Here is an 18,972-nt window from a genome sequence, read left to right as displayed (position 1 = left end):
GCGTGGCGTGAATTTTTCCACACTCTGCAGGGCCGCCCTTATCATCCTCGTCTCCGCCGCCGTCGGCGCGGCGGACGCCCAACACGGGCCGGGGTTCAGCCATCCCCTGACGGTCCGGCGCGGCGCGAACGAACGGCTGCACCTGCCGGGCGGATCGGCGGCGTTTCCGGAAACTCTTCGCGTTCTCGCGGCGATGGTCGCCTTCCAGGAGGACAACGATTCCCGCTCCTCCGGGACCGGGAGTTTCGACACGACCGCGACGACGAAGAAGTATCTCGACCCACCTCCGCACGACCGGGCGTACGTCGAGCAGCACCTGGCCTTCCTTGAGAATTATTTCCGGAGAGTTTCACTCGGCAAATTGATCGTGAAGGGAGATGTGCTCCCTTCCGTTTACCGGCTTCCTTTTCCGATGAGGCATTACAGTCCGCCCAGGGGCACGACCGACAATGTCGAGCTGGGCCTCCTGACACAGGACTCCTGGCGCCTCGTCGATTCTTCGACCCCGGGAATTCCGTTCGCAAACTATGGAGCTTTTCTGATCCTCCACGCAGGCGCCGGCAGAGACGTCGATCTCACGAGCCTGTTCGGATTCGATCCGACACCGTTCGACGTTCCCTCGATCTATCTCAACCTGGCTTCCCTCCGGCGCATGTTCGGAAGTTCGTACGCGGGAGTCCCGGTTGACAGCGGCAGGTTCACGATCCAGAATTCGATCATCCTGCCGGAGACGGAGAGCCGCGACGTCACGACCTCCGTGGGGTCCACCCGCCTGCAGCTCGGCATCAACGGCCTTCTCTGCGCGAGCGTGGGGAGCCATCTCGGATTGCCGGATCTGTTCGACACCAAAACAGGCGCGACGGGAATCGGCCGGTTCGGCCTGATGGACGGGCAGTCGATCTTCAGCTGGAACGGACTCTTCCCGCCGGAACCTTCGGCGTGGGAGAGGTATTTCCTCGGGTGGATCGATCCGGTCACGCTCCCCCCGGGGGATCTGACCTACACGCTCCCCGCGGCGGGGCTGCCGGGCCAGAGCGACACGGTCTACCGCCTGCCGATCTCGGCGAGAGAATATTTTCTGGTTGAGAACCGGAATCGCGACGCAAGCCGGGACGGCGCCACGGTGACCTTCGTCCGGAACGGCGCGACGGTCACGCGCACGTGGTACCGGGACACCACGGGCTTCAACGCGTTCGACACCGACTCGCTGTACGGCGTCGTCACCGACGTCGACGAGCCCGATTGGAGCCTCCCGGGCGGCGTCAGTTCCACCACGCACGAATTATACGACGGCGGCGTCCTGATCTGGCATATCGACGAGAATGTCATCGCGGCAGAGTACGACGCCGATGCGGTGAACGCCGATCCCGGCCGGCGGGGAGTCAACCTCGAAGAAGCCGACGGTTCCCAGGATATCGGCCAGAGTTACGGCATCATCAGCTCCGGCTCGGGAAGCGAGAACGGGACGGTGCTCGATTTCTGGTACGACGGAAACAGAGCTCCGCTCCGCGTCCAGTCGAACGCGTTCACGCCCGACTCCCACCCGGGGAGCGAGAGCTACGACCACGCAAACAGTCATATTTCCGTCCGCGAGTTCTCCCCGAGGGGACCCAGGATGACGGCCCGGTTCCAGACAGGCGACGACCAGGTCTCGCTCCTTCCGGGATTTCCGAAGCCGACGTTATTCGGATTCGGCAGGAATTCCGTCACCGTCGGATCCTCGCCGGCGGGAGTCTCTCCGAAATTGCTCGTAGCGACGCTCCCTTCCGGGCCTGCTCCGCCCCCCGCTTCGGGAGTTCCGCCTGCCGACGGAACCTTTGGATCCTCTCTCATCTACGGGTGGACCCTCGAGGGAACGCCCATACTTCCTTCGGGGCTCTCCTCCGGCCAGCTTGCCTCTCCGGGAGGCGAGTTTGGATATTTTACGGGGAAAATCGCCCTCGGAGAGTTCAATGGCGACGCCACTCCCGATCTTACAATAGCGGGAAGCAGGTCCGGCCCGTTCCCCAACCCTGCGCCGGCCGCAAACGCCCGCGAGGTCTTCGGCTGGACCCTGCGCGACTCGGACAGCGACCACCTGATCGATACGCTCTTCACCAGGCAGCTCGGCCGTTCGATCACGACTTCTCCTGTCGTCTCGGATTCGTTCGTCGCCTACGGAGCGACGGGAGGGATCGTCTATTTGCTTCATCTTGACGGATCAATCTCTGACAGCGTTCGGGTGTACCCGTCCGACTCGTCCGATGTCGTCAGCCTGAGCCTCCTCCAGAATCCGGGCGCGTTTCTTGCGCTCACGGCAAACGGCTCGATCGCCGTCACGGGAATGGCCTGCGCGGATAATGCGGCGGGCGCCATCCGGCCCTCGTTCGCGGTCGCGGCGACGCTTTCCGCGGGCGCCGGAAAATTTGTCATCCTCGTGTCGAAGGACGGAGTTGTCTCTTCCCGCGGTTATTGCGCGAGCCTCGGCCGCGACGGTTTTACCGTTTCGACCGGCGGCGAAATCCTCAACGCCCCGGCCATCGCCGATCTCGACGGCGACGGAAGCAAGGATGTGATCGTCTGCAGCGCCAACAAGATCTATGCGATCAACGCCGTGGGTTCGGTGCTCGACAACTTTCCGGTGACGGTCCCGTCGGCAAAAACGATCCTCACCTCACCCGTCGTCGCTGACGTCGACGGCAACGGCTCGGCGGATGTGGTGGTGGTGACGCAGGAAGGGCTGGTCGTCGCGTATGACCGGAACGGAAAAATGGTTCGCGGGTTTCCGCTCCTCGCCGGGGCGAACGGCGGTTCGACCCCTGCGGTATTCTCCTCCATGCTGGGCGATTGTCTGAACTGCTGGACCATCGGCCTGGCTGTCGCCTCCGATGACGGCCATGTCTACGCCTGGAGAACGGGAAGCTGGCACCCGGGGACCCTGATTCCGCCCGCGCAACCCTGGCCTCAGTTCATGCGCGACGAGCGCAACACCGGTTTGTCCGACTCTGTCGGTGCGGGCCAACCGCTTGCATCCAATTTTTTCCCTGCTTCGCGCGCCTATAACTGGCCCAACCCGGTCGACCGGGATCACGGATATAAGACTCATATCCGTTACTATGTGAACAGCACGGCCCAGGTGCATATCAGGATCTTCGATCTTGCCGGCGATCAGGTGACCGAATTCGACGCACCCGGGACCGGAGGGTTGGATAACGAGGTGGAGTGGGACGTCTCGGGAATCCAGAGCGGAATCTACTTCGCCCACCTCGACGCCCGGGGGACGGGGGGGAGCGGCGCGACCGTCATCAAGATAGCGGTCGTCAAGTGAGACGGGCGGGAGGTGCATTGTTGTGCATCCTCTGCGCCGTTCTTCCGTCGTGCCGCGACATTCAGCCGTTTCAATCCTCATCATCCACTCAAGGGTACCAGTTGAACGGAACGGTGACATCCCCGAACGGCATCCCCCTCGATAGCGTCGGCGTCCGGCTCTACTATTCGTATGACATCGTCAGTTATGATCCCATCGATACTCAACAGGTGATTGTCACGGACTCAACGCGCATCGTCGACGTTTCGGTCTATACGCCGGACCACGTGTTCGTCAAGCAGCTCTACTTTAACTACCGGCCGAGGGGCCCGGTCCCGCATTTCCTGTGGGACGAACGGGATCAGACCGGGGCGCCGGTATCGAGCGGCGAGTACCTGATCCGGTACGCCATCGACACGACGGTCGTCAAGTATTCGGTCGTGGTGATCGACGGCCACACGACGGCGACGACGGACGGATTCGGCCGGTTCACCATTACGGCTCAACACCTGCCGGTGGGAACGGTCTTCGACGCCTATACGCAGCTCAACGCCTACGACGTGACGCTCCGCGTAAGGGCGCAGGTCGACTTGTTCCTGTACAAGGGCGCGCTGAACGCGCCCTATCCCTCCGTCCTGTTGAAAAAAGATCAAATCACAACCGCCGGATTCACACTCGGATGAAACTGAACCGCCGCCTTCGCTCGCTGCTTATCCTGTTGTGTTCCGGGGTTCTCCCCGGCTTGCTCCTGCCGGTCCCGGCCGCGGCCCAGGACGACGAATACTATCACCCCGAGCTCACGTGGCGATCGATAGAAACGGAGCATTTCTACGTCCACTATCACGAGGGGGAGGAACGGACCGCCCGGGTGGTGGCGAAAATCGGGGAGGAGATCTACCGCCCGGTGACGTCGCTCTACCATCACGAGCCGGACGGCAAGGTGAGCTTCGTGATCAAGGACTACGACGATTATTCGAACGGCGCCGCCTATTTTTTCGACAACAAGATAGAGATCTTCGCCTCCGCGCTCGATTTCGACCTGCGCGGCACGCACAACTGGCTGCGCAACGTGGTGACGCACGAGTTCACGCACATCGTCCAGATTCAAACCTCTCTGAAGTTCGGAAGAAAAATTCCGGCATTTTATCTCCAGTGGCTGCAGTACGAATCGGAGCGGCGGGCCGACGTCCTGTACGGCTATCCCAACGGGATCGTCTCCTACCCGGTCTCCGGGTACGTCGTCCCGAGCTGGTTCGCCGAGGGGGTCGCGCAATACAACAGAAAAGAACTGGGATACGATTCCTGGGACTCCCACCGCGACATGATCCTCCGCATGTACGCGCTCGACAATACCATGCTGACCTGGAACGAGATGTCGGTGTTCGGCAAGACGAGCCTGGGCAACGAATCCTCGTATAATGCGGGATTCGCCTTCGTCCGTTACATCGGAGAGAAGTACGGCGACGACAAGCTGGAGGCGATTTCCCGGAACCTCTCCTCGTTGACGGCGGTGACGATCGACGGCGCAATCGGGTCGGCGGTCGGGAAGAACGGCAGCGATCTCTACGACGAGTGGAAGGAGGAGTTGCGCAAGGAATATGCGGCCCGGACGGCGCCGCTGAAGGGCGCGCTCGTCGAGGGCAAGGTCGTGGGCAATGTCGGCTTCGGCAATTTCTACCCCTCCTTTTCTCCGGACGGGAAGAGCCTCGCGTATGTTTCGAACAAGGAGGCCGACTATTTTTCGCTCTCGTCCATCTACCTGTACGACATCGCCTCGCAGACGGAGAAGCTCCTGAAGCAGGGCGTGCATTCCAATTTCTCCTGGTCTCCGGACGGGAAGAGAATCTTTTACGCCAGGACCAGCCGCGAGAACGACCACTGGTCGAACCTGTCCGACCTCTACGTCTATGATATCGGCCGCGACGATGAAACACGGCTTACGCACGGCCTGCGGGCGAACGCGCCCGCGGTTTCCCCCGACGGGGAAAGGATCGCGTACGTCGCCGGGTCCGACGGCACGCTGAACCTCTACACGATGAAGAACGACGGGTCCGACATCCGGAAGCTCACCGAATACGTGCAGGGCGAGCAGGTTTACAACCCCAGGTGGTCGCCGGACGGAGCCGCCATCCTCTACGAATACTCGATCAAGGACGGAAGAGATATCGCGCTCGTCCCCTCGGTCGGCGGCCCGCCCACCTTTATTATCGCATCGCCGCAGGATGAACGGAATGCCGTTTTTGAGGGGCCCTCAAAAATCATCTATTCGTCCGACCGGACGGGAATTTTCAATCTCTACGAGTACGATCTGGTTTCGAAGCAATCGGTGCAGCTCACCAATGTGCTGGGGGGAGCGTTCATGCCCGCGGTGAACCGGGACGGGGCCATTGCATACGCGTCGTACGCCTCCACCGGGTACAAGATCGCCCTCATGAAAGAGTCCCATCCGCTCGGTTCGGGCGGCAGCTACCTGGCGGACGCGCGTGGCCGGGCCGCGGCGGATTCCGGTGGGGAGAGCGACGGCCCGGAGAAGGACCGCTTCGACTGGAAATCGCTCCGGTCGTACGACGACGCGAAGCTTCCCCCCGCGACCGATACGACGTACAAGAATATCGCCACGAGCCTCACGATCGTTCCGTTCCTGCGGGTCGACAATTACAATCCGCGGAACAAGGGGATCGACGTCCTGAAGCTCGGGGCGTACCTCTTCTCCTACGACGTGCTCGACCGTTACGGATTCTTCGCGGGAGCGGCGTTCAACAAGCTGGGCGAGCGGGACCTCTTCTTCAATTTCGATTACCGGGGAAAAATACCCGGACTCTTTCAGCTCGGGTTGGAGCCCGCCCTCTCGCTGGAGGCGTACAACGTGACCCGGACGACCGGATCGCAGATCGCGCTGCCGCTCGACACGATCGGAGTGGACGTCTCCTACAACCTCCTCGAGTTCGACGTCGCGCTCAAGCAAAAAATCATCAGCGAAGCGCTCGGCATGGAGGTCCGCTACGCACACAGCCGGTACACCGCGTCGGTCGGCGCGTTCAGCCTCCCCGACCTGCCTCCGCCGAACAACCTCGTCCAGGCCTTCAGCGAGCTCTACCTGATCGGCAACGACATCTCGACCACCCTGACGCTGGAGCAGATCGCTCCCTCCCGGACGCAGGACATCAACCCGGTGGGGCGAAGGATCCGCATGCGCTACGACTATGAATTCAACAAGTTTAATCCGTCGAGCGACTACGAGGTCTCCAACGGCCTCCTGGTGCCGAAGTACCAGCAGGTGAACTTCCACCGCCTGGAGTTGGGCTGGAGGGAATCGCAGCGTCTGCCGGGATGGAAGCATACCCTGAGCCTGCAGGTGAGAGGCGGGACGATCTTCGGTCCCCCCGTGGACGAGTTTTTCGATTTTTACATCGGCGGACTCGCGGGCATGAAGGGATATCCGTTCTATTCCATGGGCGGGAACGAATTTGCCATGGCGAACCTCACCTATCGCTTTCCGGTCCTGGAGCACATCGACATGCGCTTTCTCCAGCTCTACTTCGACAAGCTCTACGCCGCGTTCTACGGCGACGTCGGCGAGGCATGGACGGGGGGCGGCCCGGGCGCGCAACAGTTCAGACGGGACGCCGGAATCGAGCTGAGGCTCCAGGCGTTTTCCTACTACGCGTTCCCGACGCGCGTGTTCCTCAATGCGACCTACGGATTCGATCAATTCAACCGTTATTTCAGCAACACAGGCGCGACCGTGACCTACGGGAAGGAATGGAACTTCCATTTCGGCGTCCTGTTCGGCTTCGATCTGGATTAAGGAGAAGGGAGTTACCGATGTCGACTCACGCAGATAACAGGCGCAGGGTTCTTCTGTTGACGGTCTGCGCTATGGCTCTTTCGTTCGCCGGACTGACCGCCGCGGCCGGAGAGAAGCCCGCGGCCGCGCTCACCGGGCATCATTCAATCGACTTTTTCGGCGGAAGCGTCACGGTCCGGAGCGACCACTGGTCGCCTTCGCAACCCCCGCTCCTCCCTGAGGAGGAGCAAACTTCGGGCGAGGAGAAATCCCCCTGGGTCGCGGGCGCATTGTCTCTCGGATTGCCCGGCGCGGGGGAGTTCTATGCGAAGAGCTATATCAAGGCTGCCGCGTTCATCGCGGTGGAAGCGACCTCCTGGATCGTCGCCTACACGTACAATAAGAAAGGCGACCGCCAGACGGGCGATTTTCAGGTCTACGCGGACCAGCACTGGAGCGCGGCGCGGTATGCGAACTGGACGCTCCAGAACGCCGGCACACTGAATCCGGCCATCACCGATCCCGGAAGTTACAACGTGTTTCCCAACGGGTCCACCGATTGCAGCGCGCCGTTCGCCTGCGTGCGCTGGACGGAGCTGAACCGTTTGGAGCGGGATATTTCGGCGGCGTCGGCCAACGGTTACACGCACCAGCTCCCCTACTACGGGGCCCAGCAATACTATGAGTTGATCGGGAAGTACGACGAGTTCAGCCGTGGCTGGGACGACGCGGACCTCCGGCCGATTTCGCAATCGGACCTTCCCCTGAGGAGCAATTCGAAGAGGTTCTACGAGTACGCGGAAATGCGCGCGCAGGCGAACAACCAGTACGACATCGCGAGCACCTTCGTGAGCGTCGCGGTGGTGAATCACATCGTGAGCGCGCTCGACGCCTACTGGTCCGCCACCCGCTACAACCACTCCCTGCATGCGAGCGTGAAGATGAGGGTGGAGCCGACCCAGTACGGCGTCGCCCCCGTCACCGAAGCCCGCATCGAGTACCGGTTCTGACGCCGAAGGCGTCATCCCGACATGCTTCAGGTCGGGATCTTAATTCTTTTCCGCGACAAGTACGATACGGGGGAGGCCCGGTACGAAGCCCAGCTACGTTTACATCCTTTCCAACTTCAACCGCACGACATTCTATACCGGTGTGACGACTGATCTGCGCGCACGCGTTCAAACTCACAGGGATACTGCAGGCTCGAAGTTCGCAACCAAGTACAAACTCAAGGACCTGGTCTATTACGAAGTGTTCAATCAGATCCGGGAAGCGATCCAAAGAGAGAAAGCGCTGAAGAAGTGGCACAGGGAGTGGAAGATTCGTCTCATCCAGTCGGTCAATCCGGATATGCGTGATCTATCTCAGGAGATTCCCTGGACATGGTGAGGCGAAGCCTCATAGCCGCTGACCTAAAACATGTCAGCATGACGAGGGGGAGGGACAGCAACTTCACTCAGGCAGCGGAGCGGCCGACATGTGCCTTCCCATGAAGGGCGTGGGAACAAGATAAGATGCTGACCAGGAGCATGTCAGCATGACGAGGGGGAGGGACAGCAGATTGACTCAGGCCGCGGAGCGGCCGACATGTGCCTTCCCACGCAGAGCGTGGGAACGAGATAGAAGCCGTCCTCCCGACATTTTCTTACTTCGTCCTCCCGAAACTTTTTAAGCTCGTCATCCCGACATGCTCTAGGTCGGGATCTTAATTCTTTTCCGCGACAAATACTACTGAGACTCTTCCTACTTCGGCACACGGATCAGGTTGTAAATCCCCGCGGCGAGGAAGATGATGTTCGCGAGCCACGCCGTCAACAGCGGGTCCAGGTCGCCGTTGTAGCCGAACGCCTGGCTCACCTTCAGGAAGATCATGTAGAGGAAGCAGACCCCCAGGGCGATGCCGAACTCCACCCCGAGGCCGCTCCGCCGCTTGACCGACGAGAACGGAATTCCGAAGAGCACGACCACCACGCTTGCGAACGGAAAGGCGGATTTTCCGTAGAGGTCCACCATCCACCGCGCCACGTCCTGCCCCGCCCGCCTCTGATTCTCGATGAACTGGCGGAGGTCCGGGAGGTCCATTTCATCCGGCTTCTGCTGCTTTTTCCTGATGTCCTCCGCTGAAAAATTCAACGCCCCGACGGCGCGGGACACGAACGGTTGCATCGATTCCTTCCCTCCGTCGAATCTCCTCCATGTCCCGTTAAACAGGCTCCACGATTTCTGTTCGGGGTCCCAGCGCATCTCGGCCGCGTCGTACCGGGCGCGGAGGACGGTCGGATCGTTCGGATCGAACTCCTGGATGCTCACCTGGTGCGCGACGGCGCGGCTGTCCTCGAACATGCCGATCGAAAGGATTCTCACAGGCGAATCCTGGATGTAGATGTTGTTCTTCGCCACGTACTCGACGTTCTTTTGAAAGTAATTCCGCCCGAGCTCGAACTTCTTCTTGTTCGCGAACGGCACGATCCATCCGTTGAAATAAATCGAGACGCCGCTCACGAGCAGCGCGAAAATCAGGAGCGGAGCCATGAACCGGTAGAGGCTCATCCCGCCCGATTTCAACGTCGTGAGCTCGTTGAACGTGGAGAGGCGGCCCGTGGTAAACAGAGCCGACAGAAGCATCGCGACGGGGATCATCAGCTTGATGATCTCGGGAAGAAAATACATGTAGTAGGTCGCGATCAGCCCGATGCCGGCGCTCCGGTCGAGAAAATCGTCCAGGTTTTCCATCATGTCGACGACCACGAAGATCACCATGAAGGCGAGAAGCGAGAAGAGCGCGGTCTGAATGAACTGGCGGAGGATGTACCGGTCGATGATCCTCATCAGAGGCCTTCCCCTTCGGCGCCCGGCTCGACGGGGGTTCTGAGCGATCGCGGGACGAATCTCCGGAACCAGGCCCAGTTGATCGAGGGGGTTTCGCGCCCCATCCGGACGGTGAGATAGATTCCGATGGCGCCGATGACGATATCCGCCCCCCACATCCCGATCCAGGGGGGGATGATCGCGCGGTCGGCGAGCTTCTCTCCGCCGATCAGAGCGGCCCAGTAGATGAGAAAAAATCCGAAGCTCATCGAAGCCGCGACCGCAAACGTCCCGCGGCGGGCCATGATCCCGAGGGGCGCGCCGATGAACACGAAGACGATGCATGCGACGGGAATCGCATAGTGCTTGTTGAACTCGACGAGATACTGGTTGATCTGGTCCTGGTTGTACTTGACAAGCATCATCTGGTTGTCGATCGCGCTCGCCGTCGCGCGCGCGTTCACGATCGCAAGCTGGATCGCCTGCGCGCGGAGAGGGAGGGACGGGGCGCCCGGGGATCCGGGGATACTCCGGCGAAACGCCCCGTAGGGGGTAAAGCCTTCGCGGCCGGAGAGCGGCACCCTGGAGCGGGCCGCGGCGTTCACGACCTCGAGGCTGTCGGCCAGGCGTTGCAGGTCCCCGGCGCTCATTTCCCGGTCGCCGCGGCTCAGCGCGTTTTCGTTCGACCGCTCAAAATCAAACCCTTCCGTATTCATCACGATACGGTGGCGGACATACCGCATCCTCCGGTACGACTGGAAGTTGCTCGTCCCGACCTGGTGAATTTCTCCGTTGAAGAGATCCATGATCAGTTTTCGCTGGTCGGGCGTGAAGCTCACCTTGCCGCGCTCGGCGGTGACGACGACATTCGTGGCCGGATCGGTATAATCGTAGATCGTGATCCCCTCCAGGTCGTTGGAATTCTCGAAAGTCTTCCGCGCGAGGATGCTGTAGCCGGCGAGCTCCTGCGAGAAGAGGCCCGGAAGGATCGCGAGCGTGGGCTTCACCTTCCGGATGTCGACCATCAGGACTTTTACCCGGTGGTTCGCCTCGGGAAGCACCTTGTTGTAAAACTCGATCATCAGGTAGGTAAGGACCAGCGAGACGAGGAGAACCGGAAGCATCATCCGGTAGAGGCTCATCCCGCCCGCCTTCATGGCGGTGACCTCGTGGTTCGCCGAGAGCGTTCCGAAACCCATCAATGTGGAGACGAGGACGGACATGGGGCCCGCGAGGACCACCATCCAGGCCAGATTCAGCGTGATCAACTCCCCGATCACCCACCAGCTGAGGCCTTTTCCCACGAGCTGGTCGATGAATTTCATGACGAACTGGAGGAGAAAAATGAACATCAGCGTCACAAACGAGAAGAGGAAGGGCGCAATGTGGGCGCGGAGAATGTGGAAATCGAGACGCATGGGTAAATATAGGTTCAAAGGGTTGCATTTACAAACGTTTCCGGATTCCCGGCACGCCCGAGGCACCGGTAGGCGCGACCTTCAGGTCGCGTGCCTTTGTAGGGGCGGGGCATGCCCCGCCCGGAAGCTCAGATGATACGATGACCCTAGCGGGCGACGCATGCGTCGCCCCTACATCAGGCGACATGCCAAACCGAACAAACGCAGGCTAAAGCCTGCGCCTACCAAGCCCGAAGCGTCGGTAGGCGCGACCTTCAGGTCGCGTGCAGCCTGACGCAGGCTAAAGCCTGCGGCTACCGAGCCCGAGGCATCGGCTTCTGGGACGCTCCAGCGTCCACGGCTCTGCGATAGCGAACGGATTAGCGGGATCGGGTAATGATTTACTTGATATTTGATGCGCCAGGGCACATGTCAGTTGCGTATGAAGAACCTTTTACCTACATTATTAAGCGATCTTCCGCCCGCATGAAGAAACGATTCGGCGGAATTTTTTTAGGTCGACATTCCATCAACGAGGTGAAAGGAGCCGTTTAGTATCGAATCTTGCTGACTCTGTTTTGTGCGTGTCGTGGTGCGGTGTAACGCTACAAAGTCGTATTTAACAAGATTAACATACTAAGCTTGGCTCAACATCTCCGATGTCTGCGCGGGATCGTTGTATCCCTCCACCCCCGCGTATTCCCCCGTGTGATTATCCTTGCGGCGGCGTTCATCGCCATGCTGCTGCTTTGCCCGCGCGTGGCCCATGCTCAGATCGGGTCGCTGGCCGACTCGCTCGCCCGCGTGGATTCGCTTGTGCGGGCCGACTCCCTCAGGGCGGACAGCGTTCAGAGGGGCCTTGCGTTCCCGTTCCCGGGGCGAAACGATACTGCGGTTGCCGCGCAGCGGCTGAGGATGCGGGACTCGCTCCGGGCCCACCGCGACTCGCTCAACTTTTTCCGCGATTCCCTCCATGTGCGGCGCGATACCCTGAAAGTCGACACGACCTGGGTGGTGTACAAGGATTCGACCTCCCGGATACGGCAATTCGTCCACCGGCGGCGGGACGGACCTTCGGCCGAATTTTTTCCGCGGGAAAACCAGCGGCTCTTCCTCCGCGTCCGTTCACCCGCCTATACGCGCGATGTGACGATCGATTCGTCGGGGCAATACGTCAGCGCCCGCGAGATGGTCAACGGCAAGGATGTCAGAATCCCCAACGCGGTGCCCCTGAACGATTACATCCAGCTCCGTTCCCGGCAGGAAATCCGGAACAACTGGCGCGAGTTCGTCAGCAAATATCAGTACAAGGAAAACCGTGATCAGCTCGGCGGCTTCTTCTCTTCCCTGACGAGCATCGAGATTCCCGTTCCCGCGAACCCGCTCCTGAGCATTTTCGGCGGCAGGGGCATCAAGCTGAACGTGTCGGGCGCGGTCGATATCCGGGCGGCGTTCAGGAACCAGAAGTCCGACCAGGTCACGGTCTCGCAGCTCGATCAATCCCGCAGCGAGCCCGACTTCAATCAGGACGTGCAGGTCAACGTCAACGGCACCGTGGGCGACAAGCTGAACATCCTCGCGGACTGGAACACGCAGCGGACCTTCGAGTACGAGAACCAGTTGAAGATCAAGTACACCGGGTACGACGACGAGATCGTCCAGAGCGTCGAAGCCGGAAACGTTTCGCTCCAGACCCCGTCGCTGATCGGTGGCGGCCAGGCGCTCTTCGGGATCAAGGCGAGGATGCAGGCGGGGCCGATGACGCTCACGACGCTCCTCTCGCAGAAAAAGGGGCAGACGAAAGAGCTGACCCTCACCGGCGGCGCTCAATCGAACGCGTTCGATCTCTACCCGTGGCAATACAGCAGAAACTATTATTTCGTCGACACCTCCTACCGGAAAAACTGGGAAGTCCTGCACAGCTCCACGATCCCCGATATCGGTCCCTATCCCGACATCGTGAACAAGCAGATCGTGCAGATCGACGTCTGGCAGAACGTCCAGATCATCAACCAGCAGAATTACGGCACCTACGTGAAGGCGTCGGCCTACATCGATATGCCGCCGCACCAGCTGGCCACGCGGTCGAACCCCGGGACTCCGCTCGACACGGCCGCGATCGCCCTGTTCGATACCACCTCTCCCGGGCGGTTTAAATCGGGGTACTGGACCAGGCTCGATCCGTCCAAGGACTACCGGTACGACCGGTATGGCGGTTACATTACGATTCTCACGAACGTCAACGAGCAGGTGGCCTACGCGGTGAATTACATCACCGCCGACGGCACCGTCTACGGGGACAGCGTCGAGCACAAATTCTATCTGAAGATGGTCAAGCCGGAAAACCTTCAGGATCATCCGAGCTATAAACCGGCGTGGGACCTGATGTTGAAGAACGTCTATCCGCTCGGGGGGAGGGATTTGAAGCAGGAAGGGTTCGATTTCAAGCTTCTTCGGCGGACGGAGGCGGCGCCGATCTTCCAGATCTACAGCACGAATCTGCTCCAGGTCCTCTCTCTCGACCGCTTCAATGCGTCGGGTGTCCTGCCCCCGGACGGCGTCTTCGATTTTCTGAAGGGGATCACGGTGGACGTCGACCGTGCGGAGGTGATCTTCCCGACGCTCCGGCCGTTCGATTCCACGATCGTCCAGTATTTCCGGAAGACCAACGGGATCGCAATCTCGGACTCGCTTCTGTTTCACGACATTTACGACACGACGGTCGCGGCCGTCCAGAACAATAACGCGAACAACCGGTACTACATGCACGTCACCTCCTCGACCTCCCAGTCGAGCCGTTACCCGCTCGGTTTCAACCTGGTCGAAGGAAGCGTGCAGGTCTTGCTGAACGGTTCCCCGCTTCAGCCCAATATCGATTACACCGTCGATTATATCGTCGGCGAGGTGGTTATCCGGAACCCCGCGGCCCTCGTTCCCGGGGCGAACGTGCAGGTGAAATACGAAACGAACGACCTGTTCCAGCTTGCCTCCAAGACGCTGATCGGCGCCCGCGGCGAGGTGTCGAATTTTCTTCCCAACACGAACCTCGGGTTCACCGTGATGAACCTCAGCCAGGCGACGCTGAGCGACAAAGTCCGTTTGGGAGAGGAGCCCACGCAAAACCTGATCGGCGGCGCCGATATGACGACGTCGTTCAACCTCCCGTTCCTGACCAGTCTCATCGGCTCGATCCCGTTCTACCACACCAGGGAGATGTCGAGCATCAGGCTGAGCGGTGAGGCCGCCTATGTCATTCCAAACCCGAACACGAAGACGAGCACGATCGCCGACGATAACGGCGCAAGCATCGCGTACCTCGATGATTTTGAGGGAGCGAGGCGCACGATTCCGCTCCCGATCTCGTACACCCAGTGGCATCTCGCGAGCCCGCCGGTCTATTCCCTGCTTCCCGGCGGTCTTACCCCCGCCGAACGATCCTATTACAAGGCTAAGCTGGCCTGGTATAACCGCCTTCCGAGCGACGTGGTTTCTCAGGAGATCTGGCCGCTGCGACAGGTGCGCACCGGGGAAAACCAGGTGACCGTGCTGAACCTCGATTACGACCCCGATCGCCGGGGGATGTTTAATTATTCTCCGAGGCTCGACTCCACGCTTCACCGGGAGGGAACGGCCTTCGATCTGATCGATCCCAGGGACAGCCGGCAGCTCCGCCAGAGGAACTGGGCCGGTGTGATGCGGTACATGAACAACACGGGAGGGCTCCTCGACCAGAACATCTCCTACCTTGAACTCTGGATGAAAGTATCGGGCCCGGATCTGCAGGAGCTGAAGCACGGGCGGCTGTACGTCGATCTCGGGCGCATCAGCGAGGATGTGATTCCGAACGGCCGTTTAAATTCCGAAGATCTCATCGTCTCGCCCGATAACCCGAGCGGGATTCCGAACAACGTCCTGAACCCCGGGGAGGATGTGGGCCTCGACATGCTTGCGGACAGCGCGGAGCGGCGCGTCTATGCCGATTTCCTCGAGTCGAACCGGGACGATTCGAAGATCGACTCTCTTCGCCTCGATCCGAGCGGCGACGACTGGGCCTATGTCACCGGTTCGGGGGACTTCAGCCATCTGAACGGCGAGGAAGGGAACGGCAACGCGGTGGACGGCCGCCTTCCCGAAACCGAGGATCTGAACAGCAACGGATCGGCGGACCAGGTCGACCTCTACGCGGAATACGAAGTGCCGCTCGACAGCGTCTACATCGATTCGCTCGGCAGGGAGCAGCGTAACACGCTCATCGTCGGCGGGAACGTATGGCGGCAGATACGGATTCCTCTTTTTGACGCGAACCGCATCATCGGCGGAGAGCAGTCGATCACGTCCGTCCTCAGCGACGTGCAGTACATGCGCCTCTGGGTCTCCGGCGTGCAGCACCCGGTGAGCATCAGGATAGCGGAAATGGATTTTGTCGGGAACCAGTGGCTCGAGCGCACACAGAGCGACTCGACGTTGAAGGTCTCTACGGTCAATATCGAGGACAATCCCTCGTACGTCTCGCCCCCCGGAGTGATCCGCGAGCGGGACAAGACCCAGCCGGACCAGGTCATCCTCGGCAACGAGCAATCGCTCGCGCTCATTCTCGACGGCCTGAGGCGCGGGGATTCCCGCCAGGTGTACCGTTCGTTCGCCGTGAGGCCGCTGGATCTCTTCAATTACAAGGCGATGAAGATGTTCGTGCACGGAGACAACGCGTTCGGCTTTTTCGGGCCGGACCGGTACGACGCGGAGGTCTTCATCCGGTTCGGATCCGATTCGCTGAATTTCTACGAGTACCGGGCCCCGGTTCATCCGGGATGGGACCCCCTCAACGACATGAACATCGTCTTCTCCGAGCTCACATCGGTGAAGGCGAGCAGGGATTCCGTGAATAAACTGTTCATCGATCCGGTCAGCAAGTACCGGAAAGACGCTCCTCCGGGAGCTTCATACGGCATCAGGGGAAATCCATCGCTCCGGCAGATCCGCGAGATCTCGATCGGCATCGAAAACCCCGCGGCGCAGGGCGGGCGATTTCCTCTCGTGGGACAGGTATGGGTCAATGAGCTCCGCCTCACCGATGTCAACAATGCCAAGGGCTATGCGTACCACTTCGACACCCAGGTGAAGCTCGCGGACCTGGGCGGAGTGAGCTTCAACTATGCGAAAACCGATCCGAACTTTCACGCCCTCGACCAGAGTTTCGGAAACCAGAACACCACGGTGAGCTGGGGAGTCAACTCGAGCATCTCGCTCGACAAGTTCTTCTCGCCGGCATGGGCGGGAACGACGGTTCCGCTGGGGTACTCTCACACCGAGAATCTCACCAAACCCGTCTACCTCCCGGGGAGCGACGTGGTCGTGACGTCCGCCGCGGACAGGGCGGCGGGCAGCCGGACCGACCCCAAGGAGTCCGCACGGGTGCGCGACAGCGTCATCACGGGATCGCAGTACCTCCACGTGCAGGACTCCTATTCACTTCCCAACTTCCGCCTCGTCCTGCCGACGCAGTTGTGGTTCATTCGCGACACGTTCAGCAAGCTGTCATACTCGTTCAATTACACGACCGCGCACGACAGGGATCCCTCGATCACGACGCGAAGCTCGTGGCTGTGGAATTTCAGGGTCAGTTACGGATTGTCCCTCCCGGAATACTATGTGCAGCCGTTCAAGAGTATCTTCAGCGGGATTTTCATGCTGGACGGATTCAAGGATTGGAAATTCTATTATGTTCCGATCAACAACCTTTCGGCGAATGTCAGCGCCCAGCGCTCCCGCACGTTCGAACTCGGGAGCGATCCGGCGAGCATTCCCAGGGATACGCGAAACTTCAGCGGCGGGAAATCGTTCGGGTTCGGCTGGAAGCTGACCGAAGGCGGCCTCCTCGGCCTCGCCGGCGATTATGGCGCATCGCTCGACAAGAACCTGCTTCCCCTCGACAACGACAGCGTGGGGCGCGGTTTCCAAAAGATTCTTCGAGCCATCTTCGTCGCGGGCGAAGACAGCCGGTTCGGCCAGAGGGTGACGATTAATTCGAAGCCGAAGATTCCGGACGTGTTCGATCTTCCGAAATATGCCACGCTGAACGCCGGGTACGCCGTGAACTACGGCTGGCAAAACTCCTTCCAGAACGGGGACCTGGGAAAGAGCGCGGGATGGGACAACAATATCACCCTTTCGCTCGATTTCCGGTTGAAGTCCTTTACCGACCCGTGGTTCCGGTCGTCGGGTGACGCCGCCCAGCCGCCGGCGCCTTCCGCCGCCCCGAAAAACCCTTCGGACACGTCGGCGGGGAAGGACAAACCGCAGACCGAGAAGAAAAGCAACGCCTCCGGCCTGCTCGCGGGCCTGAAGACCGCCGCCAAAATATTCCTGCAAATCCCCTTTCTCAATTACGAGACGATCAACATATCCTTCTCGCAGACGAACAGGGTCTCGAACAGCGGAGTGGTCGGCGCGACCGGATTTCAGAATTTTTGGGCTCGCGCGCCCTGGCAGGGCTCGCTGCCCCGCTACGGTCCGTCGCGCCTCTACCAGCTCGGCCTTGTTTCGGACCCGTCGGGAGATCTGCGGTTCACGCCCAGCTCGCGCTTTCCTTTTCTGGGGTGGACGACGGAACCGGGGATTCGGCCCCCCTACGGCGCCCTGTCCGATCAATTCGGCCAGACAAACAACGTCACGCTCCGGACGAACCGCCCGCTGTGGGAAGGCGCGACTCTCGAGCTCAACTGGAAGGTCGGGTGGCAGTTCCAGAAGAATACGACCTTCCAGACCAACCAGTTCGGGTTCCGCGACAGCAACAGCGCCACCTTCGCGACCCAGGGGAGCATCGAGCGCACGTACCTCTCGATTCCTCCGGTCTTCATCTTCAAGCCGATCAGCGGCAGCCTCGAGAAGGTCGGCAAGAATTATGACGAGGCCCTCGGAAAGGGGACTCCCGCCGCGGACGCGCTCGCGGAATCGTTCGAAAAGGGGCTGGAAGCTCTTCCGTTTCTCAACAGGATCTTCGGCCAGTATGTGCCGCGTCCGAACTGGACCGTCCGCTGGGACGGGGTCGAGAAGGTCATCGGAATTTCGAGCGTCGTCGACCGCATGTCGTTTGAACACTCCTACTCCTCGAGCTTCCGGAGGGACTTCCGGGGGGACCTGACCAGCGACCTCGGGGGAGAGCGGACGGACGTGGAGCGCGTCGTCTACGGCTTCGCTCCGCTTCTCGGCGTGAACGCCTCGTTCAAGGAAGTGTTGAAGGGCAATTTGTCCGGGAACCTCCGGTACAATACGGCCACCACGTACGACCTGAACATCGCCGGGCTGAACATCGTGGAGACGGGGACGCAGGAAATGTCCCTGTCGCTGACCTACTCCCGCAAAGGGTTCAAGTTCCCGCTGTTCGGGCTGAACCTGAGCAACGACGTCGATCTCTCCGTCACGTTCTCGCGCGCCAAGAACGCGCGGCGCTCGTACGACCCCGCGTTTCTCAGCCTCAGCCAGGAAGGTATCCCGATCGAGGGGAGCACCCGGACAAATCTTGAACCGAGGATCCGGTATGTGCTGAGCAGCAGGGTGTCGGCGGCTCTCTTCTACCGGCTGACGAAAATCGCGCCCGATGATCAGGGCTCGCCCATCCCCGGAACGACGACGAACGAAGCGGGGGTCGAGATCCATATTACGATCTGAAGCAGTGCTGTGCGTCGTACCGGAAC

Annotated in this window: 8 protein-coding genes; 6 read left to right on the top strand and 2 right to left on the bottom strand. The window is 60.6% G+C overall.

Annotated features, from left to right (window positions below):
* Window positions 1-7: 7 nt before the first annotated feature.
* The 5 genes from VI215_12445 (at window position 8) to VI215_12425 (ending at window position 8,462) form a co-directional block, all read left to right on the top strand.
* Complete coding sequence (locus VI215_12445) at window positions 8-3,307, top strand: FG-GAP-like repeat-containing protein (GenBank protein ID HEY6193124.1); 3,300 nt, start codon at window positions 8-10, stop codon at window positions 3,305-3,307.
* Between the two features lie 101 nt (window positions 3,308-3,408).
* Entirely contained in the window at window positions 3,409-3,969 is a 561-nt protein-coding gene (locus VI215_12440) for a hypothetical protein (GenBank protein HEY6193123.1), read from the top strand.
* The gene (locus VI215_12435; GenBank protein HEY6193122.1) at window positions 3,966-7,094 is read left to right on the top strand and encodes a biopolymer transporter Tol; all 3,129 of its coding nucleotides are present in this window, start codon (window positions 3,966-3,968) and stop codon (window positions 7,092-7,094) included. Before VI215_12440 ends, VI215_12435 begins: the two co-directional genes overlap by 4 nt.
* Window positions 7,095-7,111: 17 nt before the next feature.
* Entirely contained in the window at window positions 7,112-8,083 is a 972-nt protein-coding gene (locus tag VI215_12430; protein ID HEY6193121.1) for a hypothetical protein, read from the top strand.
* 64 nt (window positions 8,084-8,147) lie between these two features.
* Window positions 8,148-8,462 carry a GIY-YIG nuclease family protein gene (locus VI215_12425; protein HEY6193120.1) on the top strand — a complete coding sequence of 105 codons (315 nt, stop codon included), beginning with the start codon at window positions 8,148-8,150 and terminating at the stop codon, window positions 8,460-8,462.
* Between the two features lie 354 nt (window positions 8,463-8,816).
* Here the strand turns inward: VI215_12425 and lptG are convergent, their stop codons facing one another.
* A complete protein-coding gene (gene lptG, locus VI215_12420; protein ID HEY6193119.1) occupies window positions 8,817-9,902 on the bottom strand; it encodes an LPS export ABC transporter permease LptG in 1,086 nt (361 codons plus the stop codon).
* On the bottom strand, window positions 9,902-11,299 hold the full coding sequence (locus VI215_12415) for an LptF/LptG family permease (protein ID HEY6193118.1): 1,398 nt from the start codon (window positions 11,297-11,299) through the stop codon (window positions 9,902-9,904). The genes lptG and VI215_12415 overlap by 1 nt, the downstream gene beginning before the upstream one ends.
* 687 nt (window positions 11,300-11,986) lie before the next feature.
* Between VI215_12415 and sprA the strand changes: the two genes are divergently transcribed.
* Window positions 11,987-18,946, top strand: a complete 6,960-nt coding sequence (gene sprA, locus VI215_12410) for a cell surface protein SprA (protein ID HEY6193117.1) — start codon at window positions 11,987-11,989, stop codon at window positions 18,944-18,946.
* Window positions 18,947-18,972 lie beyond the last annotated feature (26 nt).

The sequence above is a fragment of the Bacteroidota bacterium genome (assembly GCA_036522515.1).
GTDB lineage: Bacteria > Bacteroidota > Ignavibacteria > UBA10030 > SZUA-254 > VBOC01.
The sequence above is the reverse complement of the archived record's forward strand: the minus strand, read 5'-3'. Positions and strand labels throughout refer to the sequence as shown.

Bases quoted from the DNA above. Each gene is read 5' to 3' on its own strand.
- VI215_12415 (HEY6193118.1), bottom strand. From the start codon at position 11,299: ATGCGTCTCGATTTCCACATTCTCCGCGCCCACATTGCGCCCTTCCTC.
- VI215_12435 (HEY6193122.1), top strand. From the start codon at position 3,966: ATGAAACTGAACCGCCGCCTTCGCTCGCTGCTTATCCTGTTGTGTTCC.
- VI215_12430 (HEY6193121.1), top strand. From the start codon at position 7,112: ATGTCGACTCACGCAGATAACAGGCGCAGGGTTCTTCTGTTGACGGTC.
- lptG (HEY6193119.1), bottom strand. From the start codon at position 9,902: ATGAGGATCATCGACCGGTACATCCTCCGCCAGTTCATTCAGACCGCG.